The sequence below is a fragment of the Marinimicrobium sp. UBA4509 genome (assembly GCF_002388575.1).
In the GTDB taxonomy this organism is placed as follows: domain Bacteria; phylum Pseudomonadota; class Gammaproteobacteria; order Pseudomonadales; family Cellvibrionaceae; genus Marinimicrobium; species Marinimicrobium koreense.
The window spans coordinates 77,690-97,041 of record NZ_DGMV01000087.1 but is presented as its reverse complement, the minus strand read 5'-3'; the positions used below and the strand labels follow the sequence as shown (position 1 = coordinate 97,041).

General features: G+C 57.5%; 21 protein-coding genes. 5 read left to right on the top strand and 16 right to left on the bottom strand.

Annotated features, from left to right (window positions below; genetic code table 11):
• Positions 1–41: 41 nt before the first annotated feature.
• Complete coding sequence (locus tag B3520_RS16825; RefSeq protein ID WP_286805608.1) at positions 42–1,391, bottom strand: GntP family permease; 1,350 nt, start codon at positions 1,389–1,391, stop codon at positions 42–44.
• Positions 1,392–1,426: 35 nt separating this feature from the next.
• The gene (locus tag B3520_RS16820; RefSeq protein ID WP_246004359.1) at positions 1,427–1,951 is read right to left on the bottom strand and encodes a gluconokinase; all 525 of its coding nucleotides are present in this window, start codon (positions 1,949–1,951) and stop codon (positions 1,427–1,429) included.
• Between the two features lie 125 nt (positions 1,952–2,076).
• On the opposite strand from B3520_RS16820, the gene B3520_RS16815 reads away from it, so the two are divergent.
• Entirely contained in the window at positions 2,077–3,111 is a 1,035-nt protein-coding gene (locus B3520_RS16815) for a LacI family DNA-binding transcriptional regulator (RefSeq protein WP_123637964.1), read from the top strand.
• 7 nt (positions 3,112–3,118) lie between these two features.
• On the opposite strand, the gene maoP is transcribed toward B3520_RS16815, so the two are convergent.
• From maoP to pilB, 12 genes are all read right to left on the bottom strand, one after another.
• On the bottom strand, positions 3,119–3,412 hold the full coding sequence (gene maoP / locus B3520_RS16810) for a DUF413 domain-containing protein (protein ID WP_123637963.1): 294 nt from the start codon (positions 3,410–3,412) through the stop codon (positions 3,119–3,121).
• A 202-nt stretch (positions 3,413–3,614) separates the two neighbouring features.
• Complete coding sequence (rpsT, locus tag B3520_RS16805; protein WP_024460873.1) at positions 3,615–3,881, bottom strand: 30S ribosomal protein S20; 267 nt, start codon at positions 3,879–3,881, stop codon at positions 3,615–3,617.
• A 104-nt stretch (positions 3,882–3,985) separates the two neighbouring features.
• A complete protein-coding gene (locus tag B3520_RS16800; RefSeq protein WP_286805604.1) occupies positions 3,986–4,324 on the bottom strand; it encodes a Na+/H+ antiporter subunit G in 339 nt (112 codons plus the stop codon).
• A gap of 10 nt (positions 4,325–4,334) precedes the next feature.
• The gene (locus B3520_RS16795) at positions 4,335–4,604 is read right to left on the bottom strand and encodes a K+/H+ antiporter subunit F (protein ID WP_286805602.1); all 270 of its coding nucleotides are present in this window, start codon (positions 4,602–4,604) and stop codon (positions 4,335–4,337) included.
• Complete coding sequence (locus B3520_RS16790) at positions 4,589–5,116, bottom strand: Na+/H+ antiporter subunit E (RefSeq protein ID WP_024460870.1); 528 nt, start codon at positions 5,114–5,116, stop codon at positions 4,589–4,591. Before B3520_RS16790 ends, B3520_RS16795 begins: the two co-directional genes overlap by 16 nt.
• Positions 5,113–6,630 carry a monovalent cation/H+ antiporter subunit D gene (locus B3520_RS16785; protein ID WP_286876464.1) on the bottom strand — a complete coding sequence of 506 codons (1,518 nt, stop codon included), beginning with the start codon at positions 6,628–6,630 and terminating at the stop codon, positions 5,113–5,115. The genes B3520_RS16790 and B3520_RS16785 overlap by 4 nt, the downstream gene beginning before the upstream one ends.
• Positions 6,627–6,974, bottom strand: coding sequence for a Na+/H+ antiporter subunit C (locus B3520_RS16780; RefSeq protein WP_286805597.1), 348 nt, complete (start codon positions 6,972–6,974; stop codon positions 6,627–6,629). The genes B3520_RS16785 and B3520_RS16780 overlap by 4 nt, the downstream gene beginning before the upstream one ends.
• The gene (locus B3520_RS16775; protein ID WP_286805595.1) at positions 6,974–9,787 is read right to left on the bottom strand and encodes a monovalent cation/H+ antiporter subunit A; all 2,814 of its coding nucleotides are present in this window, start codon (positions 9,785–9,787) and stop codon (positions 6,974–6,976) included. Before B3520_RS16775 ends, B3520_RS16780 begins: the two co-directional genes overlap by 1 nt.
• A 353-nt stretch (positions 9,788–10,140) precedes the next feature.
• Entirely contained in the window at positions 10,141–10,743 is a 603-nt protein-coding gene (gene coaE, locus B3520_RS16770; protein WP_286805593.1) for a dephospho-CoA kinase, read from the bottom strand.
• Positions 10,744–10,746: 3 nt separating this feature from the next.
• On the bottom strand, positions 10,747–11,619 hold the full coding sequence (locus B3520_RS16765; RefSeq protein WP_286876463.1) for a prepilin peptidase: 873 nt from the start codon (positions 11,617–11,619) through the stop codon (positions 10,747–10,749).
• A 3-nt stretch (positions 11,620–11,622) separates the two neighbouring features.
• The gene (locus B3520_RS16760; protein WP_286805852.1) at positions 11,623–12,888 is read right to left on the bottom strand and encodes a type II secretion system F family protein; all 1,266 of its coding nucleotides are present in this window, start codon (positions 12,886–12,888) and stop codon (positions 11,623–11,625) included.
• Between the two features lie 5 nt (positions 12,889–12,893).
• Positions 12,894–14,621, bottom strand: a complete 1,728-nt coding sequence (gene pilB / locus B3520_RS16755) for a type IV-A pilus assembly ATPase PilB (protein ID WP_286876462.1) — start codon at positions 14,619–14,621, stop codon at positions 12,894–12,896.
• A 456-nt stretch (positions 14,622–15,077) separates the two neighbouring features.
• Between pilB and B3520_RS16750 the strand changes: the two genes are divergently transcribed.
• The 4 genes from B3520_RS16750 to B3520_RS16740 all read left to right on the top strand — a co-directional run bounded on the left by B3520_RS16750 (position 15,078) and on the right by B3520_RS16740 (position 18,357).
• Complete coding sequence (locus tag B3520_RS16750) at positions 15,078–15,566, top strand: pilin (protein ID WP_286805850.1); 489 nt, start codon at positions 15,078–15,080, stop codon at positions 15,564–15,566.
• A 577-nt stretch (positions 15,567–16,143) separates the two neighbouring features.
• Positions 16,144–16,380: a protease complex subunit PrcB family protein gene (locus tag B3520_RS17565; RefSeq protein WP_353743445.1), complete on the top strand. Its 237-nt coding sequence runs from the start codon at positions 16,144–16,146 to the stop codon at positions 16,378–16,380.
• A 335-nt stretch (positions 16,381–16,715) separates the two neighbouring features.
• Entirely contained in the window at positions 16,716–17,201 is a 486-nt protein-coding gene (locus tag B3520_RS16745) for a DUF6795 domain-containing protein (RefSeq protein ID WP_286805849.1), read from the top strand.
• 16 nt (positions 17,202–17,217) lie between these two features.
• Positions 17,218–18,357, top strand: coding sequence for a lipase family protein (locus tag B3520_RS16740; RefSeq protein ID WP_286805847.1), 1,140 nt, complete (start codon positions 17,218–17,220; stop codon positions 18,355–18,357).
• A gap of 66 nt (positions 18,358–18,423) precedes the next feature.
• Here B3520_RS16740 and hepT read toward each other — a convergent pair whose 3' ends face one another.
• Positions 18,424–18,840, bottom strand: coding sequence for a type VII toxin-antitoxin system HepT family RNase toxin (gene hepT / locus B3520_RS16735; protein ID WP_265368699.1), 417 nt, complete (start codon positions 18,838–18,840; stop codon positions 18,424–18,426).
• Complete coding sequence (locus tag B3520_RS16730) at positions 18,830–19,219, bottom strand: nucleotidyltransferase family protein (protein ID WP_265368698.1); 390 nt, start codon at positions 19,217–19,219, stop codon at positions 18,830–18,832. Before B3520_RS16730 ends, hepT begins: the two co-directional genes overlap by 11 nt.
• Positions 19,220–19,352: the final 133 nt, after the last annotated feature.

Here is a 19,352-nt window from a genome sequence, read left to right as displayed (position 1 = left end):
AACCGGCCTACCCTCCACCCTCCCCAAAACTCTATGCGAAGCTACAAAACCGTACTCAAAATCAATACAACAATCAGGCCAACCACCCCGAGGATGGTTTCCAGAACCGTCCAGGAAGCCAGAGTCTGGCGCTCGGTCAGCCCCATAAACTGCTTCACCAGCCAGAACCCCGAATCGTTGACGTGGGACAGCACCGTGGCGCCGCAGGCAATGGCAATGACGATGCAGGCCGTTACGCCGTCAGAGTAACCACCGGCGCTGACCAGGGGCGCCACCAGCCCGGCGCTGGTGACCATGGCCACGGTGGCGGAGCCCTGGGAGACGCGGATGACGGTCGCGACCAGGAAGGCGAACAGGACGACCGGGAGGTTTGAGGCGGTCATGGCCTCGACCAGTGCATCGCCCACGCCGGCGGCGATGAGGACTTTGCCGAATACGCCGCCGGCGCCTGTCAGCAGGATGATCATGCCCACCGGCTCCATGGAGCGGGTCGCCACTCGTTGGATTTCGTCTCGGCTGAAGCCCAGGCGGGTGCCCAGGAAGTAGAAGGAGAGCAGGGCGGCGACCAGCAGGGCGGTGAAGGGGTGGCCGACAAAGGCCATAATCTGGGCCGCATCGTGGCTTTCGCCGAGCCAGGTTTTGGTGGCGGTGTTGAGCAGGATCATCGCCAGGGGCACCAGGATAATGCTCAATACCAGGGTGAAGCCTGGCTGTGGGCGATCGTTCTGGTGGTGGCTGTCCATCTGGACCTGAGCGGTGTCTGGTAACTCGGCGTGGATGCGGTTGCCGATAAAGCGCCCGAAGACGATGCCGCCGAGAATCGCGGCGGGAATGCCCGCCAGCAGGCCCACCAGAATGACCCAGCCGAGGTCAGCGCCCAGCAGCGAGGCGACCGCCACGGGGCCGGGGGTCGGGGGGATGAACGAGTGGGCCACGGCAATACCCGCCACCAGTGGCATGCCGTAAAACAGCAAGGATTTGCCCGTGCGCTTGGCCAGGCTGTAGACCAGTGGAATAAAGAGGATCAGCGCCACCTCGAAAAAGACCGGAATGGCGACAATCAGGCCGAGGGTCATCAGGGCCCAAGGGGCTTTGTCTTCGCCGGCTTTGCGGGTGAGGGTGTTGGCAATCTGCTGGGCGCCGCCGGAAACCTGCAGGATTTCCCCGATCATGGTGCCCAGCCCGATCACGATGGCGATATAGCCCAGGGTGCCGCCCATGCCCTGCTGGATGACGTCCGCCACTTCGGGCAGGGGCACGCCGCCGGCGATGGCAACCCCCATGCTCACCAGCAGGAGGGCGACAAAGGCCTGCAGACGCAGGGCCATGATCAGAAACAGTAGAACACCGATGCTGACAACGGTGACCGAGAGCAAGTAGGTGGCTGACATGTTGTTATTATCTCCTGTCGTTTGTGGGCGCCGTTTTAGTCGGAGCGGGCCTTGAGGGATTCTATGTAATCAATGGCCTGGTCCAGCACGCCGGGTACCGGTGGGTGAATGTTCAGGGGGGTGACATCGGGCTCTTTCTGCAGGTCCGGGCGCTCCAGGGCCTCGAACTGGCTGTCCAGCAGCTCCGGGGGCATGAAATGCCCCTGACGGGCGCTGATCCGGTCGGCGATAGTGTCCGCATCGCCGTCCAGAAACAGGAAGTGGGTATCGAGACCGCAGTGCCGGAAGGGTTCACGATGGCTGCGCTTCAGGCCGGAGAAGGCAAGGACAAAGGTGGCATCGCTGTCGGCATGCTCTTTCAGGTAGTCGCACATCCGGGCAATCCACGGCGCGCGCATTTCATCGGTCAGGGGTTTGCCCGCCGCCATGTGCGCTTTGGCCGCGTCACTGTGAAAGTCGTCCGCATCCAGGTAGGTAAAGCCGAAGTGTTCCGACAGCGCTGAGGCCATCGTGGATTTGCCCGCCCCGGAGACGCCCATCATGATCAGCAGAGTTGCCAAGGTGTGTCACCCTCATTCCCAAAAAATACGGATTATAACGCGGGAGGAGGTTAGCGCACTTATTATGTTAGCGCAAACATTTGGGCTGTGATAATCTGCCGGTTTTTGGAAGAGGGAGTTGGACAGTGAGCACCCGGGCGAGAAAAAAGCACTCCCAGGCCGTCACCCTGGCGGATGTGGCGCAATACGCCGGCGTCAGCGGTATCACTGTATCGAGGGTCATTAACCATCCTAATAAAGTGTCGCAGGCAACGCGGCAGGCCGTGCAGGAGGCAATCGATATGCTGGGTTACATTCCCAATCAATCCGCCAGTTCTCTGGCATCAGCGCGCTCACGCGTGATCGGCGTGGCGATTCCGTCGCTGTCGAATATTGTATTCACCGATGTATTGCGCGGCATCTACGATGTCGCGGGCACCTCGGGCTACAAAGTGCTGATGGTGGACACCCACTACTCGGCGCTGGAGGAGGAGCGCATGGTACGCACCCTGCTCAGTCAGTCGCCCGAGGCCATGATTCTCACCGGTGGTGAGCAGACCCAGGCCTGTGAGCGCCTGCTGCTGAAGGCCAAGATCCCGGTGGTCCAGATCATGGACCTGCTGGATGAGCCAATGGATATGAACGTCGGGGTATCGCACTTTGAGGCCGGTGCCGCCGTGGCGGAGCAACTGCTGTCGGCGGGGTACGGTCAGTTGGGCTTTATCGGTGCCCGTATGGACAAGCGGGTTCGGGAGCGTCTGGCGGGCTTCAAGTCGGTGCTGGAAAGTCGGGGGCGGTTCTGGCGGAACTTCGTCCAGGTGACCGATCGGCCCTCATCCATCGAGTTGGGGGGCGAGCTGTTTCGGGCGCTCATGGGGCAAGCCGGCGGCGTAGTGGACGCGGTGTTCTGCTGCAACGACGACCTGGCCCTGGGGGCGTTATTCGAAAGTCAGCGTATGGGCCTGGATGTGCCGGGTGATATTGGCCTGTGCGGCTTCAACGACTTCGAAGTGTCGGCATTTACCAACCCGTCATTGAGCAGCGTGGCCGTGCCCCGATACCAGATGGGGGTGACGGCGGCGGAGATGATCATTACCGCCTTGAACGGCGGTGAGGTCGGGCAGAAGAGGCGCGACCTCGGTTTTGAAGTCGCGCTCCGACAGTCTACCGATCATCTCTAAGAGCGCATCAGGCGCTTTTGCGCAGACCGGTTGACGAGTTCTGGACGATGCTCAGGTATTTCAGCCAGGCCTGTTCCACGGGATTCTTCGGGGCGGCCTGTTTGGCGATGACCTTGAGCAGGTGGCGGTCCTCATCAGTGGGGTCGGTCACCTCGCCTCGGCACAGGGCGTGGATCAGCGCGCCGTGTTTGCGGATCAGGCGGGCCTGGATGCCGGATAACTGGCTGGAGTGGTCAAAACCGGCGGGAAAGTGCTCCCGGTCCTGAAAGGGCTGCTTGAGGTAGTGCTCGCGCGGCAACATGGTTGCTCTCCTTTACCGTAACGTGGGTGGAATTGACACCTCGATCACGTTATACGATGTTTCTGGCAGAAATATGTCAGCGCGGAGTGAATTTTTCAGCAGCCACCTGAGGCCGGATTCCCAGGCACAAAAAAACCGGCACGAGGCCGGTTTTTTCTGGCGCCGCGGTCAGGCCGTGGCGCGGGTCACAGTCGGGTCAGGCTCAGGAAGCCATCGCCTTGATGTGGCCGTTCAGGCGGCTCTTATGACGAGCGGCCTTGTTCTTGTGCATCAGGCCCTTGTCAGCCATGCGGTCGATGACCGGAACAGCGGCGGTGTAAGCGGTTTTGGCCGCTTCCTGGTCGCCGGATTCGATGGCCTTGACCACGTTCTTGATGTAGGTGCGCGTCATGGAGCGCAGGCTGGCGTTGTGCTTGCGAGCCTTTTCGTTCTGGCGAGCGCGCTTCTTGGATTGAGGTGTATTTGCCACCGTGGAGCTCCTGTTACGTATTCAGACTGAAATTCGGTCGTCCGGCAGCCATTCGCACAAGCCGGAATCAAGGACGCGACATTATGCCCATTTGGAGCCGTATGTCAACTGTCCCGGTGCCAATGGCGCGTATCCTTGCGGTAGGGCAGGCGCACATGCAGGGCGGCCTTGGCCACAATATGCGCGCTCACCGGCGCGGTGATAAACAAAAACAGCGCAATCAGCAGCTCGTGCAGGCTCAGGCCGTCGCCGCGAGTGCTGAAAAACACCATGGAGGCGACGATCATGCTGCCCACGCCCAGCGTCGTGGCCTTGGTGGGGCCGTGCAGGCGCATGAAAAAGTCCGGCAGGCGCGCCAGCCCAAAGGAGCCGATCAGCGCAAAGGAGGCGCCAACCAACAACAGAATGGACACCAGCCATTCGATCCAGCTTGTCTCGCTCATGGTCTTGCTCCTATTCAATGATGTCGCCGCGCAACAGGTACTTGGACAGGGCAACGGTGCCCACAAAGGCCATGACGGCAATCAGTAGCGCCGCCTCGAAATACAGCATGGACTCCTTCGAGAGCCCAAACAGCACCAGCAGAGCGATGGAATTGATATACATGGTGTCCAGCGCGAGGATCCGGTCCGGCAGCGACGGGCCCACCGCCAGGCGCCACAGGTTCAGCACCAGGGCCAGGCTCATCATCACCAGGCTGATCTGGATTACGATGTCGAGCATTCGAAAATCTCCTTAAGCGGCGCTTCATAACGCTGTTTGATGGTCGCCACAGCTTCGGCCGGATCATTCACGTGCAGCGTGTGGATGATCAACCGCTTGCCATCGGCACTCAAATCGGCGGACACGGTACCCGGAGTCAGGGAGATGGTGCTTGCCAGAATGGTGATTGCGAAGTCCTGTTCCAGGTCCAGCTCCAGAGTCATGAAGGCCGGCTTGAGGGACTTGGGTGAACCCAGGATCAGGCGCGCTACGGTCCAGTTGGCGATCACAATATCCCAGAGCACCACCACCACAAACTTGAACGCCACACCCGGGCGGCTCAAGGTCATTTCCTGGGGCCAGAAGGACTGGGTGACAAAGGGGATGAACCAGGCGAGCAGGCCCCCCAGAACCAGATGGCCGCCGCTCACGTCATTGGCCAGAAGAAACCACAGAAACAGCATGAACAGGCTGAGTACCGGGTGCGGTAAAAGCCGCCGGCGCCGTCGTCGGGTATTGGTCAGGGTGCTCATGGGTTCCCCCCTACAGTGGTGTGGCGCAGCACGCTGTCAATGTACTGGCCCGGGTTCAATAGCTGCTCGGCCATGGCGTCGGTGTAGGCGATGATCGGCTCGCCCCACAGTGCCAGTGCCGGTGTCGTTGCCAGCAGGCCGAGCGCGGCGGCCAGCGGCAGCAGCGAGGCTTTCTGGGTGTTGGCCACCACCTCCGTGGTGCGCCAGAAAAAAGTACTGCCACTGCGACTCAGGGCGGTAATGGAGGCAAGCCCGCCCAGCAGCACCAGCCCCCAAAGCCAAATGGCGGCGTAGCCGGTACCGGCCGATTGCAACAGCAGTACCTTGCCGACAAAGCCACTCAACGGCGGCATGCCGGCCACACTCAGGGCGGCCACAAAAAACATCAGTCCCAGGGTCGTGCTTTGGGGCAGGGTGGGGCCGGTACGGATGGCGTCGCTGCCGTCCTGACGCTGGCGGCGGATCAGGTCGACAATCAGATACAGTGCGCCGCACACCCAGGTGGAGTGGGCCAGATAGTAAAAGGTCGCACTCAGGGCTTCAGCGGTGTTCAGGGCCAGGCCGGCGAGCAGGGTACCCACCGAGATGATCACCAGGTAGGACACCTGCATACGCAGATTGCGGGCGGCCAGTACACCGATAACCCCCAGTGCCAGGGTGACCAGAGCCAGTGGCCACAGCCAGGGCTGAATCAGGTTGGCCAGTTCGCCGGCGTGATCGCCAAAGATCAATGTGTAGACCCGGGCGATGGAATAGACCCCGATTTTGGTCATGATGGCGAACATGGCCGCGACCGGAGCGCTGGCCGCGCTATAGGCCCGGGGCAGCCAGAAGTACAGCGGCACCATTGCGGCTTTTAGACCAAACACCACCATAAACAGCAGGCCGGCCGCCGCCACAATCGGCGCGTCCTGGGCGGGCAGGTTGGCCACCTTGGCGGCCATGTCCGCCATGTTCAGGGTGCCGGTAATGCCGTACAGGGTGGCCACGGCAATCAGAAACAGGCTGGAACCCGCCAGGTTCAACACCACATAGTGCAGCCCGGCCCTTGCCCGCTCCGGGCCTCCGCCCTGCACCAGCAGCGCGTATGAGGCGAGCAGCAATACCTCAAAACAGACAAACAGGTTGAACAGGTCGCCGGTGAGAAAGGCGCCGTTGACCCCGAGCAGCAACAGGTGCAGCAGGCCGTTCAGGTTGTAGGCCGGGTGGTCCATGGTGCTCGCCGCGTACCAGATGGCAAAGAACGCCAGCACACTGGTCACCAGCACCATGAAGGCACTGAGCCGATCCAGAACCAGAACGATGCCAAACGGCGGCGCCCAGTCCCCCATGGCATAGACCTGAATGACACCACTGCTGGCGGTGTAGAACAGCAGCAGGGAAACGATGACCAACAGACCGGCGCTGATCAGGCTGACCGTGCGGGTCAGCACAAAGCCCTTGCCGGCCAGTAACAGCAGGATCACCCCGGTGATCAGTGGCAACAGCACCGGCAGTGCAATCAGGTGACTCATGCCCGGTCCTCCTGCGCCGCATCGCTCGGCGTACCGTCGACATGGTCATTGCCAAGCTCGGCCCGTGCCCGCAGGGCGAGCACCAGGACAAAGGCGGTCATGGCAAAGCTGATCACGATGGCGGTCAGTACCAGGGCCTGAGGCAGTGGGTCGGCGTAGTGATCGCTGGTGCCGATCACCGGCGGCGCGCCAGCGGTCAGGCGGCCCATGACGAAAATGAACAGGTTGACCGCATAGGTGAACAGAGTCAGCCCGACAATGACCGGAAAAGTCCGGCCGCGCAGCATCAGGTACACGCCGCAGGCGGTCATCACCGCGATCATGATTGAAATCAACAGCTCCATTAAATCTTCTCCCCTTGTTCATTGGTGGCCGGGGCTTCGTGGGTGGTCTGCGCCAGCTTGCCCAGGTGCGCCAGAATCAGCATGGTGGCACCCACGACCGTGACATAGACGCCGACATCGAAGGCCATGGCGGAGGCGAGCTCAAAGTCGCCCACAAATGGCCAGTGCACATGCGTGAAGGTCGAGGTCAGGAAGGGGTAGCCGAACAACCAGCTTGCCAGCCCGGTGAGCGTGGCAATCAACACGCCGGTGGCGGCCACTTTCCGGTAATTCCAGCGCAGGCGCTGCTGCATCCACTCGGTACCGGTGGAAATATATTGAAGGATCAGCGCCACACTGGTGACCAACCCGGCAATGAACCCGCCGCCGGGCATATTGTGACCGCGCAGGAAAATGTACAGGGACACCATGATGGCGAGCGGAAGCAGGATGCGGGTCATCACCGACAGAATCGGCGGATGCGGCTCGCGGGCCCAGCGACGACCGTCGCCATCGGCCTGGGGCAGTGGCAGTTTCAGGCCGTGCAGCATCGCGTAGATACCAACGGCCGCCAGGGCTAGCACGGTGATCTCCCCGAGGGTATCGAAACCGCGGAAATCCACCAGAATCACGTTGACTACGTTGGTGCCACCGCCACCGCTAACGCTGTTTTCCAGGAAGTAGTTGGAAATGGGGGTGAACGGCCGGGTCAGCACCGCCCAGCACAGGGCGCCAATGCCCGCCCCGGCGCTGCCGGCAATGGCAATATCCCGAACCACGCGTCTGGGTGGTGACTCGTTGGGTGTCATCTGGGGCAGGAAGTAGAGCGCGAGCATCAGCAGAACGATGGTGACCACTTCAACCGACAGCTGGGTCAGCGCCAGGTCCGGGGCGGAAAACCGGATGAAGGTCAGCGATACGATCAGGCCCACCACGCTCAGCATCAGCAGGGCCGCAAACCGGTTGTGATGAATCAGCACCGTGCCGAACGCCGCGATCACCAGCAAGGCGGTGGCGACCAGGCTTACAGGGTCCATCGGGGTCAGCGAAGCGGAACCGGTCCACTCGGCCAGAGACCAGAGCCCCGCGGCGCCCACGACCAGGGCTGAACCGAAGAACAGCGCCAGATAGCGCTGGAGCGAGCCGTTCTCAAGCCGGTCGGTAACCCACTGGGCGGCCAGGACGCTGCGTTGTACCCGATGCTCGAACACCAGCTTCTCGTCCTTGCGGAACTTGCGCTCGTAAAACGCAAACAGCCCTTTGCGCTGGGTGTAGAGGAGAATACCGCCGGCCAGGGCGATGGCGCTCATCAACAACGGCAGGTTGAACCCGTGCCAGAGCGCAATGTGGTACTCCGGCATCTCGTGCCCGAGAACCGCCGTGGCAGCCGCGTGGATAAAGGGCTCAATGGTGTAGTGGGGCAAAATACCCACCACCAGACAGAGCACCACCAGAATCTCCACCGGCACTTTCATGTAGCGGGGCGGCTCGTGGGGCGGATACTTGGGCAGATCCTGAGGCTCGCCATTGAAAAAGACATCGTGAATAAAGCGCCATGAGTAGGCCACTGAAAACAGCGCCCCTAGGGTGGCCAGCATCGGCATGATCCACCAGAACTGACCGAGATACTCCAGGTGCAGGCTCTCGGCAAAGAACATCTCCTTGCTCAGGAAGCCGTTCAGGAGCGGTACGCCGGCCATGGCGGCGGACGCGACCATGGCCAGTAGCGCGGTATGCGGCATGTACTTCCACAGGCCGTTGATCTTGCGCATATCCCGGGTGCCGGTCTCGTGGTCGATGATCCCGGCCGCCATGAACAGCGACGCCTTGAAGGTGGCGTGGTTGATGATGTGAAACACCGCCGCCGCTGCCGCCAGCTCGGTGCTGAAACCGAACAGCAGGGTAATCAGGCCCAGGTGGCTGATGGTGGAGTAGGCCAGCAGGCCTTTCAGGTCGTGTTTGAACAGGGCCGTATAGGCAGCGTACACCAGCGTGGCAAGGCCCACGAAGCTGACGATAAAGAACCACAGCTCGGTGCCCGCCAGTGCCGGGTACATCCGGGCAAGCAGAAACACCCCAGCCTTGACCATGGTGGCCGAGTGCAGATAAGCCGACACGGGGGTGGGGGCGGACATGGCGTGAGGCAGCCAGAAATGGAACGGGAACTGGGCGGACTTGGTAAAGGCGCCCAGCAGCACCAGAATCAGGGTGATTGGGTAGAGCGCGTGGGCGCGGATCTGATCCCCGGCGGCGAGAATCTCGGTCAGATTAAAGCTGCCGACAATATGTCCCAGCAGCAGTGCGCCCGCGAGCAGGCAGAGGCCGCCCGCCCCGGTAATCGCCAGCGCCATCCGCGCCCCTTTACGGGCCTCGGACTGGTGGGACCAATAGCCGATCAGAAGGAACGAGCTCAGGCTGGTGAGCTCCCAGAACACCAACATCAGAAGGATGTTGTCCGACAGCACAATGCCGAGCATCGCCAGCATGAATATCTGCAGCAGGGCGTAGAGCTTGCCCAGAGAGTCCCGTGAAGACAGGTAGTAACGGGCGTACAGCATGACCAGCAGGCCGATCCCGGTGATCAGCAAGGCGAACATCAGCCCCAGGCCGTCCAGGCGGAGGCTCAGATCCAGCCCCAACCCGGGCAGCCACGCCTGATGGAAACGAAAGGTCTCGCCGGCCAGCACCGCTGGCGTCAGGTAAAGCAGCAGCCCCAGGGAGATCAAAGGCGCTAACGCCGCCGACCAGGCGCACAGGTTGCGCCCGAAGCGCTCCGTGGCGAGGGGGACCAGCGCGCCCAGGAGCGGCAGGAATACAATCAAAAACAGTGTCATAAGGTCTCTCACACCTTGTGGGTATTATTCATCTCCGCCCGGACAAGTATAACCGGGGATACCTTGAGATTCGTTGTGGGTAACAACAGACGGGGTTACAGCGACGCGGGTGGGTCGGTAAAGAAGGGGTGGCGTTTTAAAGTGAAGCCTTGGGGCTCATGGTGGTGCGGCATCGCGGTCATTCCCGTGTCTTAGGTCGTTGTGGACGTCGTACCAGAAACCGGCAAATGCTTTTATACACTGTAAAGGGGGCCGAGTACCAGTATTGCAGAAGCCTCTTAACCTATGTTAACCCTCGGTGGATGACCCGCAAACGGTCCGACGTATCGGAGCGTTTGCGGGTCATCCACCGATCACTGACCCGCAAACGCCAGATAACCCCGATGCAACTCTTCCACCCGCTTCTCTAAATCGACCAGACTCCCGGTGTTATCCAACAAGTCATCCGCCCGCTTTAGCCGCTCGGCTCGCGACATCTGACTGGCCATGATCCGCTGGATCTGCTCCGGGTCCGCACCGTCCCGGGCACTGGCCCGTGCGAGCTGGAGGGACTCCGGCACATCCACCACCAGAATCCGGTCGACCAGCTTATCCTGCCCGGTCTCAAACAGCAGGGGAGACACCAGTAGGGCGTAGGGACCTCGCGCCGCGGCCAGCCGCGAACGCAACTCCCGGTTGATCAGAGGGTGCAGCAAGGCTTCAAGCCAGGTTTTCGCGTCGGGATCGGTAAAGATGATGGCGCGCAGGGTCGGGCGGTCCAGGGTGCCGTCAGGCGTCAAAATATCCGGGCCAAAGTGTTCGGCAATGGCCTTCAGGGCGGGCTGGCCGGGTTCGACCACCACCCGCGCCATATCGTCCGCATCCACGGCCTCAATGCCTGTCGCCTGGAAGGCCCGCATGACGGAAGACTTGCCGCTGCCGATGCCTCCGGTAACGCCGATAACCCGCTCCGCCATGATTCAGGGAGCCGCGAACTGAAGGTACTGTTGGAGCAGGCTGTCGCCCCAGATAAAGGCAATCCAGCCCGCAATGGCCAGGTAGGGGCCGAAGGGAATGGGAATGTTCTTGTCCCGGCCCAGAATCAGCATCATGCCGATACCGATCACCGCGCCCACCAGGGACGACAGCAGCACCACCAGGGGCAGCATCTGCCAGCCCAGCCAGGCGCCCAGCGCGCCGAGCAGTTTGAAATCGCCGTAGCCCATGCCTTCCTTGCCGGTCAGCAGCTTGAACAGCCAGTAAATCGACCAGAGCGACAGGTAGCCCGCCACCGCGCCCCAGAGGGCGTCCTCCAGTGGCACAAAGCCCCCCAGATGATTGACGATCAGCCCGAGCCAGAGCAGCGGCAGCGTGATGGCATCGGGTAGCAGTTGGGTATCGATGTCGATCATCGTGAGCGCAATCAGCGACCAGGTGAACACCAGTGCCGCCAGGCCGACGCCGGTCACGCCAAACTGGTGAATCACAAACAGGCTCGACAGGCCCGTCACCAGCTCGATGATCGGATAGCGGGCGGAAATCCGGCCTTTACAGGCCGAGCATTTGCCCCGCAGCACCAGATAGCTGATCACCGGCACGTTCTCCCAGGGCTTGATCCCGTGCCCGCAGTGGGGGCAGGTGGAATTGGGGGTGATCAGGTTGAACGTTTTCTGCGGTTCCGGTGGTGACTGCTCCAGCAGCTCGCAGCACTGCGACCGCCACTCCGACTGGAGCATTTTCGGCAGGCGATAGATCACCACATTGAGGAAGCTGCCAACCAGCAGACCTAAAACAGTGGCGCTGATGAGCGCCACTGAGGGGTATAACTCTAATACTTCGTGAATAGATGCCATGAATTAAACGACCTGACCGATTTGGAAGATCGGCATGTACATGGCAATCATAAGGCCACCGACCAGTACGCCAAGTACGGCCATAATCATGGGTTCAAGCAGTGATGTCAGGCTGTCCACCTGGTTGTCGACGGCTTCTTCATAATACACCGCGACTTTCTCGAGCATTTCGTCCAGAGCACCTGATTCCTCGCCGATAGAGGCCATTTGAATCAGTAAGGTTGGGAACATTTTCTGCGCTCGAATTGCTGTGTTTAACTGAATGCCTGTTGATACATCTTCGCGTATTTTAATAATGGCGTCCCGGTAAATTCGGTTGCCTGCTGCACCTGCCACCGATGTCAGTGCGTCGATAAGTGGAACGCCTGCAGCGAAAGTCGTGGAGAGTGTGCGTGCAAATCGTGCCATAATTGAAAGGTACAGAATATTCCCTACCACAGGTACTTTAAGAATATATCTGTCGATAGCATAGCCTACACTTTCAAATCTTTTCTTTGCTTCCTTGAATAAAAATACAAACGCAGCCGCTCCCAGTATAATTTTGAACCAGTGGTTTTGAGCCAACTCTGATAAGTTCAAAACAAAAAGAGTAAATGCAGGGAGGTCTGCACCAAAACTACTAAATGTCTCGGCGAACTGCGGAACCACTTTGACCAGCAGAATACCTGTAACGATGATGGCGACAACTATTACGGCTATCGGGTAAGTCAAAGCTTTTTTGATTTTGGCTTTCAACGCCTCCGTCTTTTCCTTATAAGTGGCGATGCGATCCAGCATGGTTTCAAGGGCGCCAGATTGCTCTCCAGCCTCGACAAGGTTGCAAAACAAGTCATCAAAATACTTTGGATGTTTGCGCAGGGCTTGAGCGAAACCTCCTCCGGCGGCTACATCCTCCCGAATTTCCATCACCAGCTTTCGAACATTAGGGTTGTCCAAACCATCCGCTACAATTTCGAACGATTGAACCAATGGCACCCCGGCCTTCATCATAGTGGCCATTTGTCGGGAAAAGACGGCAATATCGCTGGGCTGTATTCGCTTTCCTCCGCCACTGAATAAAGGCTTCGGTTTTTTCTTGACCTGATTTGCTCGAATACCCTGCTTCAGGAGCTGAGCTTTGACGATTGCCGGGCTTAAGCCTTCTACCTCTCCTTCTATTTTAGAACCCCTTTTGTCAACCCCCTTGTAAACGTATGTTGAAGAAGTCGACGTTCGGGGTTTGGGCTTGTTTTTTGATGTGGCTGGTTTAGCTTGGGCGGTGGTGGCCATAAGCGTTAATCCTTGGTGACTCGGTTGGCTTCTTCAAGGCTGGTCAACCCTTGCGCCGCTTTGCGCAGGGCTGAAATCCGCAGGTTATTAAAGCCCGCTTCGCGGGCCGCTTTGGCAATTTGCAGGGAGTTGCCTCCCTCCATTATAAGACTGGCAATGGTCGGCGTGATGCGAACCACTTCATAGACCCCGACACGACCTTTATAACCATTGGTGCACTGTGCGCAGCCCACCGGGTGGTAAAGTTCCAGTTCGCTGCGGGGAATCCCGATCTCGTCGAAACCCTCTTCACTCAGCACGGCATCCGGGATATCCGTTGCGGGCTTCTTGCAGCTTTTGCACAATCGACGGGCCAGGCGCTGAGCGATAATCAGGCTCACACTGGTGGCCACGTTAAAGGCCGGCACGCCCATATTGAGCAGGCGGGTCAGCGTTTCCGGGGCGCTGTTGGTGTGCACTGTGGACAGCACCAGGTGGCCAGTCTGGGCCGCCTTGATGGCGATTTCCGCCGTCTCCAGGTCCCGGATTTCCCCCACCATCACCACGTCCGGGTCCTGACGCAGGAAGGAGCGCAGGGATTCGGCAAAAGTCAGCCCTACCCGGGTGTTGACCTGAACCTGGTTGATCCCCTCCAGGTTGATTTCCACCGGGTCTTCGGCGGTGGAGATGTTGCGTTCGCTGGTATTGAGAATATTCAGGCCAGTGTAGAGGGATACCGTTTTCCCGGACCCCGTGGGACCTGTGACCAGAATCATACCCTGAGGCTGGGCCAAGGCATCCATATAGAGTTGCTTCTGGTAATCCTCGTAACCGAGCGCATCAATGCCCATTTTGGCGGAGCTGGGATCGAGAATCCGCAGCACGACCTTCTCCCCAAACAGGGTAGGCAAGGTATTCACCCGGAAGTCGATCGCCCGGCTCTTGGAAATCTTCATCTTGATCCGACCGTCCTGGGGTACCCGGCGTTCGGAAATATCCATCTGGGACATTACCTTCAGGCGTGCCGCCAGGCGGGTCGCCAGGTTGATTGGAGGCTTGGCCACCTCCTGCAGGATGCCGTCTGTGCGAAAACGCACTCGATACGCTTTTTCATAGGGTTCAAAATGGATATCCGAGGCGCCACCCTTGATGGCGTCCAACAGAATCTTGTTGATAAAGCGGACAATCGGAGCCTCATCCTCTTCTTTGCCCCCGTCATCCTTCGGGGCCTCGGGTTCTCCGCCCTCGGTTTCCAGGCTATCCAGAGCGTCGTCGTCCAGTCCGCCCAAGGTGTCACTAATCGACTCTTCTTGAGCGTTGATGTAACGGTCAATAGCGGACGCCAGCTTGTCAGCCTCAACCAGAATCGGGTCTGTGTTCAGGCCGGTATTGAACTTAATTTCGTCCAGCGCATGAAGGTTGGTTGGGTCGGCCACTGCCAGAAACAGCCGATTGCCCCGCTTCATCAAGGGCAGGGTATGGTGCTTCTGGATCAGTTTCTGGTCCACAAGCTTCGCGGGTATTGATATAGCTGAGAGACTATCGAGGTCAAATACCGGGGTGCCGAATTCGTCGGCGGCGACCCGGGCGATAGTGGAAGCATCGAGAATCTGATGAGTGACCACATGCTGCACAAAGGGCACGCGATCGCGTGCCGCCTGGGCCTGAGCCTGGCTCGCCAGTTCGGAATCCAGCAGGCCATCGTGGACCAACCGGCGTGCCAGGCCGCTGAGAGCGGGTGCAGAGGTATTCATAAATGCCTGATTTCCAAGAGCTTTTATTCTGTTCGCTGACCATGTGCCACGGCGGATGAAAGCCGACCTGTGGCGTGAAAGTCAAAGCAGAGTCTTAACTGTATACGATAAGTCCATGGGATATCTACAATTCTAGCGCAGGAATCGTTCTTGGTGCTTTTAAGCCCAATTCCCCGTCCCTCTATAAACTGTGATGCGGTTCACAATATTGAAAATTGAGGGGTGGCTATGCCTGATTCTTTGGCTGGAAAAGACGTCGTCCGGTTGGTGAGGGTGACAAAAAATGTCATTGGCAGGCAGGGTGCGTCCAAGGTTGTCGCATAAATCATTATTATGAAGGGGGTCGGGTTGATTATGGAGTGACCATGGCTCAGGTGGTGGGTTTGGGCGGTTTTGGCACAGCTTATGCAGTCTCTCCTCTGTCTGTAACTATATCCACCAACGGAGTCTCAAACCATGAAACAGATGCAAAAAGGTTTTACTTTGATTGAACTGATGATCGTTGTAGCGATTATCGGTATTTTGGCTGCGGTAGCTCTGCCTGCTTACCAAGACTACACGATTCGAGCCAAAGTTTCTGAGGGGTTAACGTTGTCCTCCGCGTTGAAGACTGCTATTTCAGAAACTTTCCAAAGTCGTGGTCCGGGAACTATGCTTTGTAACGATGCGGCGACTTGTGCCGCTCTTGGCGCCTCTCCGATGACCGCTGCACAGTTGGCACAAAACCAGAATGTTACTTCCATCGAAAGTGATGCTACAGGGATCATTACAATTACCTATGATCCTTCTGTGGTTCCTGCTGGGGCCGAAACTATCTTGATCTCTCCACAAGATAGTGCTGGCGCAGCTCTAGATCTGCAGGCAGCCGGTGCTGGAACGCAAATTACTTGGGATTGCTCTGGTGGTACGGTAGAGGCGAAGTATCGTCCCGCCAACTGCCGTTAATTCAAGCGTTACACGGCTCGTTTCCAGCAAGACCTTCGTTTCGGCGGAGGTTTTGCTTTAAAATATGAAGCTGTTAACGTTAATTGACTTAAAATTATTAAAATCTTGCTATTCCTATTTTATTGAATGATGGCTGTCAGAGCCTTGTTGGTGTCCAACACCAATGCTGGGTGGTTGCTTAGCTGTTCCTTTGCCCCCTTATCTCTACGCTTTTTCATTATCGTTTATAGTCTCGCATACTGGGTACACGCTATGCTCCCGGAAACGGATGATCTTCGGGTGTGATGCAGGATTCTCTCGTGTGAAATCTTTCCCGATGCCAGTAGCTGTTTGCTTGGTGTGATAGGCTGCGGGTCAGATCAAACCTAGTCTGGCGTCGTGGAACCTCATCCCGTTAGCTGGCAGGCTGCCTTCTTAGACTGAAGTGGTCGCATGCCCGAATAACACAGGGCACTCCGATATTGACGGGAGCTTGGCGGAACATATTACCAATGCCCATCGCTTTCGCGAGCTTTATTTAGCGGCCAACCCAGACTCCTAGGACGATGTTCCTGAAATCGATTTTGATGAACGTGCTGTGATTGCCGTATTGGCTGGCCGACAGTCAAATGGTGGTTATTCGGTATATGTCAGTGAAGTCGACGCACGGGACGGCGGTCTTGATGTGGGCTATACGCTGGTGTCTCCGTCCTCGGATTGCGCGGTTACCACCCAAATGACGTATCCTTACTGCTTTGTGTCTCTGCCGAAAGTCCAGGATCAGGTTCATCTTTCCGGCCAAAGCGTATCGGCCTGCGGGCTGGAATTGGAATAGAACGCCAATACGGTACCGTTGCGATTATCGATCGATAAGAACGGAATTGTTGGCGTGCAATACTCTTGTCGATACCGGTTCAGCGGCGCTATATTGCAACCTACACGTCGAGATGCTCGGCACTAAGTTGTTTTCGACGCCAGATCCTTTGGGTTTTTGTGATCTGGCTCTCAAAGCGAAGGCGTGTCAGGTTGGCACAGGGATTTTCAGGGACACCGTAGCTGCTTCATCCAAGTTTCGCTCTTGCGTAATCTTCCTGCTTTAAATCCCCTGCCTTCAATCTTTAAGTGCCGGTAGCCAATACGAACATGGCGATCTTGTTGAGGGCGGTACATTTGAAAGTTCTGATTGTGGTTTTAGTCGGTATTGTGTTTTTTACGTTTGTTGCAAGTGGAGTTGCTATGACATCGCTAATCAGGGGAGAGAAAACCGAGATCGTTGTATTTTCGCCTATGGCAGGGCGCCTTTTGTTTGAAGGTCGGCCTGTTTCGGGGGCTGAACTGAAACTATGGGTTAAATGGAAGGATAAAAAAGGTGAAACCTATCATTATAAGACCGATGAAGACGGTATTTTTTTCATTCCCCAGTTAAACGATACGTATAGGGATAGCCCGCTTGCTCAGCTCGTAATCACCCAGGAGATAACCGTGGAATATCGCGGTGAGAGCTATTTAATATGGACGTTGAGTAAAAGCAAAGGGGAACTGAACGTCGAATTCGGGGGAGAGCCTAAAAATCTGGTCTGCGAGCTAACTGAAGATCTTCGTCCTATTCGTACCGATGATGCACTTTTGGGGGCCCGCTGTACTTGGGAGGTTTGATTTAAAAGGAGTTTTTATGAGTACATTGAGTCCAACGGTTGCGGCGGAACTAGCGACTGATATCTACCGGGTACAAACAGACAATCAGGTGCCTATCTTTCTGTCCCATCCCGCTTTTTCCAGAACGAAGTCTAAACCCTCAACCGCTTTTCGGCACCTAAAAGCCGAGCTGGGTGGCCGGCTGATCCTGAACCGAAAGAATGGTTTTGGAATATGCTCAATGGGCGGAGATTATCATGAGGGCGAAGTGTTTCTGGTGTTCAGAGGTACTACGTCGGCCAATGATCGAGCCGACTTTCTGACCGATGCGAGAATTGGCATCACCAACAACGAAGCTGGTTTACCTGTTCACTGTGGGTTCCATCATTGTTTTGCCAGTATGCTGCCTGCACTCAAAGCGTTTTTCGCCTCCTTGGGAGGCAATATCAAAGTGGTCCACTGTGTGGGCCATAGTCTGGGAGGCGCGGTGGCCTCTCTGGCAGCGGATTGGGTTGCCAGACACCTCAAGTATGCGACGCGGCTCTATACGTTCGGGGCGCCACGGGTTGGTACTGACTGGTTTGTGAAAAGTACCACCTCCGCTGTTCAGGGGGTGAATATGCATCGGATTTATCACAAGACGGATCCGGTGGCCATGGTGCCTTTATATCCGTTTATGCATGCCCCTTATAACTTACCAGGTCACTATATACACTCTCATGAGCCTCTGTTGTCAGGCGACGCTCATCGAATGGATCGCTATGTGAAGTCTGTGAAGGGGAAGTCCTGGGAGTCGATCAAGGGAAACCCCGAGCCACCTTATACGCTTGAGAGTGCTATTGAGTCCTGGTTGGAGTCTAAAACGCCGGTAAACAGTTCATCACCAACATTCTGGAGGTGGGTCGACTCGGCGCTGATCTATGTCATCAAGAAGGTCGCCATGGCGATGTTGGTGACGTTTCAGGGGGGCGTTTATCGGGTTTTTCACGGTGGCGGACAAGATGGCTTACCTGTTGGCGAAGGGCATCAAGATGGCGGAGCATGTCGGTTACTGGGTGGAACGCCTGATGCGAAAGATCATGCAGGCGTTGGGGATGCGCGCCCCAGAGAGCAGGGAATCGCTGACCGAGGGGTTGATTCGCCACGTACTGCGACGGTTGATGGCTCAGTCAAATAAAGATGCTCGAAACGCGATTCAGAAGTCAGATGGTTGATGCAAAGGGGGTAACGCTTCAGCGCGGCATTAGCCAATATCTTCTTTCCGCGTGAGGAAATCCACAATGATCTGGTGGCGACTCTCAACGAGCAATGTTTCAATGATGTGAAAGTCGATATTCAGGTAATCGTGCACAATGCGATTTCTAAGTCCAACGATCGCGTTCCAGCTTGTCAGATCGTTTTTGGAAATAACCTTTGCCTCCGATAAGGCCCGGAACGCATCATAGGCGGATACGGGAACTTGATGCCCCTTGGTTTTCAGGAGGTGTTTGGCCTTGCCTATCGCATTTTCCGTAAGCACCTGGATGGCATGCAGCACTCCATTCTGTTCCAGCTCTGTCAAAGTCTCTCCTGAACGGATACGCTGAACGGCCTGGTTTAGTAGGCGTCCTTGCCGCTCTGCGAGACGGGCGGTTTCCTGTAAATACAGATCAAGCTGCATAGACATCGTTCCAGTAGTGTTCTTCCAGATCGCGCCAGGTTCGGCTTAAAAAATGAAACCAGGGGAGCCGGGTTATCAGGGGGCGCCCCTCTTCGGCAACCGCCGCTCTCATGGCCAGTCCCGCCGTCGGTAGCTCCACCAGATCAATGGCTTCTGCAGGGACGGACAGCCAGTTGGCGAGATCCAGTCGTAATGTTTCCGTTTCGGTAAGTGTGTTCCAGGTATCGTTCAGGGCTTTGGGCCACTGGATGGCAAAATCCCAGTCGCTGTCGGGGTGGGCGTCTCCTCTGGCCCGGCTGCCTATAAGCGCACAAATCTCAAGCTCTGGGAAACGGTTGGCTAGGTGGGCGCTCAAGCGATCAAGGTCTTTGTTTGTCATAGCCGTTGCGGGTCTGGTTCATGAGGTTATGGTTTGATTCTACGGGGCGGAGTGGCGGGCGGCAAGTTGGGTGGGTGTTGTGGGGTTACGGCGGGTGCGCTTTGCTTACCCGCCCTACGCAGAGTTTGAGTGC

What these genes read in the sequence shown, in the direction of transcription:
- B3520_RS16825 (WP_286805608.1), bottom strand. Translation starts at nt 1,391, where the DNA reads ATGTCAGCCACCTACTTGCTCTCGGTCACCGTTGTCAGCATCGGTGTT.
- maoP (WP_123637963.1), bottom strand. Translation starts at nt 3,412, where the DNA reads ATGTTGCCGCGCGAGCACTACCTCAAGCAGCCCTTTCAGGACCGGGAG.
- B3520_RS16800 (WP_286805604.1), bottom strand. Translation starts at nt 4,324, where the DNA reads ATGAGCGAGACAAGCTGGATCGAATGGCTGGTGTCCATTCTGTTGTTG.
- B3520_RS16795 (WP_286805602.1), bottom strand. Translation starts at nt 4,604, where the DNA reads ATGCTCGACATCGTAATCCAGATCAGCCTGGTGATGATGAGCCTGGCC.
- B3520_RS16790 (WP_024460870.1), bottom strand. Translation starts at nt 5,116, where the DNA reads ATGAGCACCCTGACCAATACCCGACGACGGCGCCGGCGGCTTTTACCG.
- B3520_RS16785 (WP_286876464.1), bottom strand. Translation starts at nt 6,630, where the DNA reads ATGAGTCACCTGATTGCACTGCCGGTGCTGTTGCCACTGATCACCGGG.
- B3520_RS16780 (WP_286805597.1), bottom strand. Translation starts at nt 6,974, where the DNA reads ATGGAGCTGTTGATTTCAATCATGATCGCGGTGATGACCGCCTGCGGC.
- B3520_RS16775 (WP_286805595.1), bottom strand. Translation starts at nt 9,787, where the DNA reads ATGACACTGTTTTTGATTGTATTCCTGCCGCTCCTGGGCGCGCTGGTC.
- coaE (WP_286805593.1), bottom strand. Translation starts at nt 10,743, where the DNA reads ATGGCGGAGCGGGTTATCGGCGTTACCGGAGGCATCGGCAGCGGCAAG.
- B3520_RS16765 (WP_286876463.1), bottom strand. Translation starts at nt 11,619, where the DNA reads ATGGCATCTATTCACGAAGTATTAGAGTTATACCCCTCAGTGGCGCTC.
- B3520_RS16760 (WP_286805852.1), bottom strand. Translation starts at nt 12,888, where the DNA reads ATGGCCACCACCGCCCAAGCTAAACCAGCCACATCAAAAAACAAGCCC.
- pilB (WP_286876462.1), bottom strand. Translation starts at nt 14,621, where the DNA reads ATGAATACCTCTGCACCCGCTCTCAGCGGCCTGGCACGCCGGTTGGTC.
- B3520_RS16750 (WP_286805850.1), top strand. Translation starts at nt 15,078, where the DNA reads ATGAAACAGATGCAAAAAGGTTTTACTTTGATTGAACTGATGATCGTT.
- B3520_RS16740 (WP_286805847.1), top strand. Translation starts at nt 17,218, where the DNA reads ATGAGTACATTGAGTCCAACGGTTGCGGCGGAACTAGCGACTGATATC.
- hepT (WP_265368699.1), bottom strand. Translation starts at nt 18,840, where the DNA reads ATGCAGCTTGATCTGTATTTACAGGAAACCGCCCGTCTCGCAGAGCGG.
- B3520_RS16730 (WP_265368698.1), bottom strand. Translation starts at nt 19,219, where the DNA reads ATGACAAACAAAGACCTTGATCGCTTGAGCGCCCACCTAGCCAACCGT.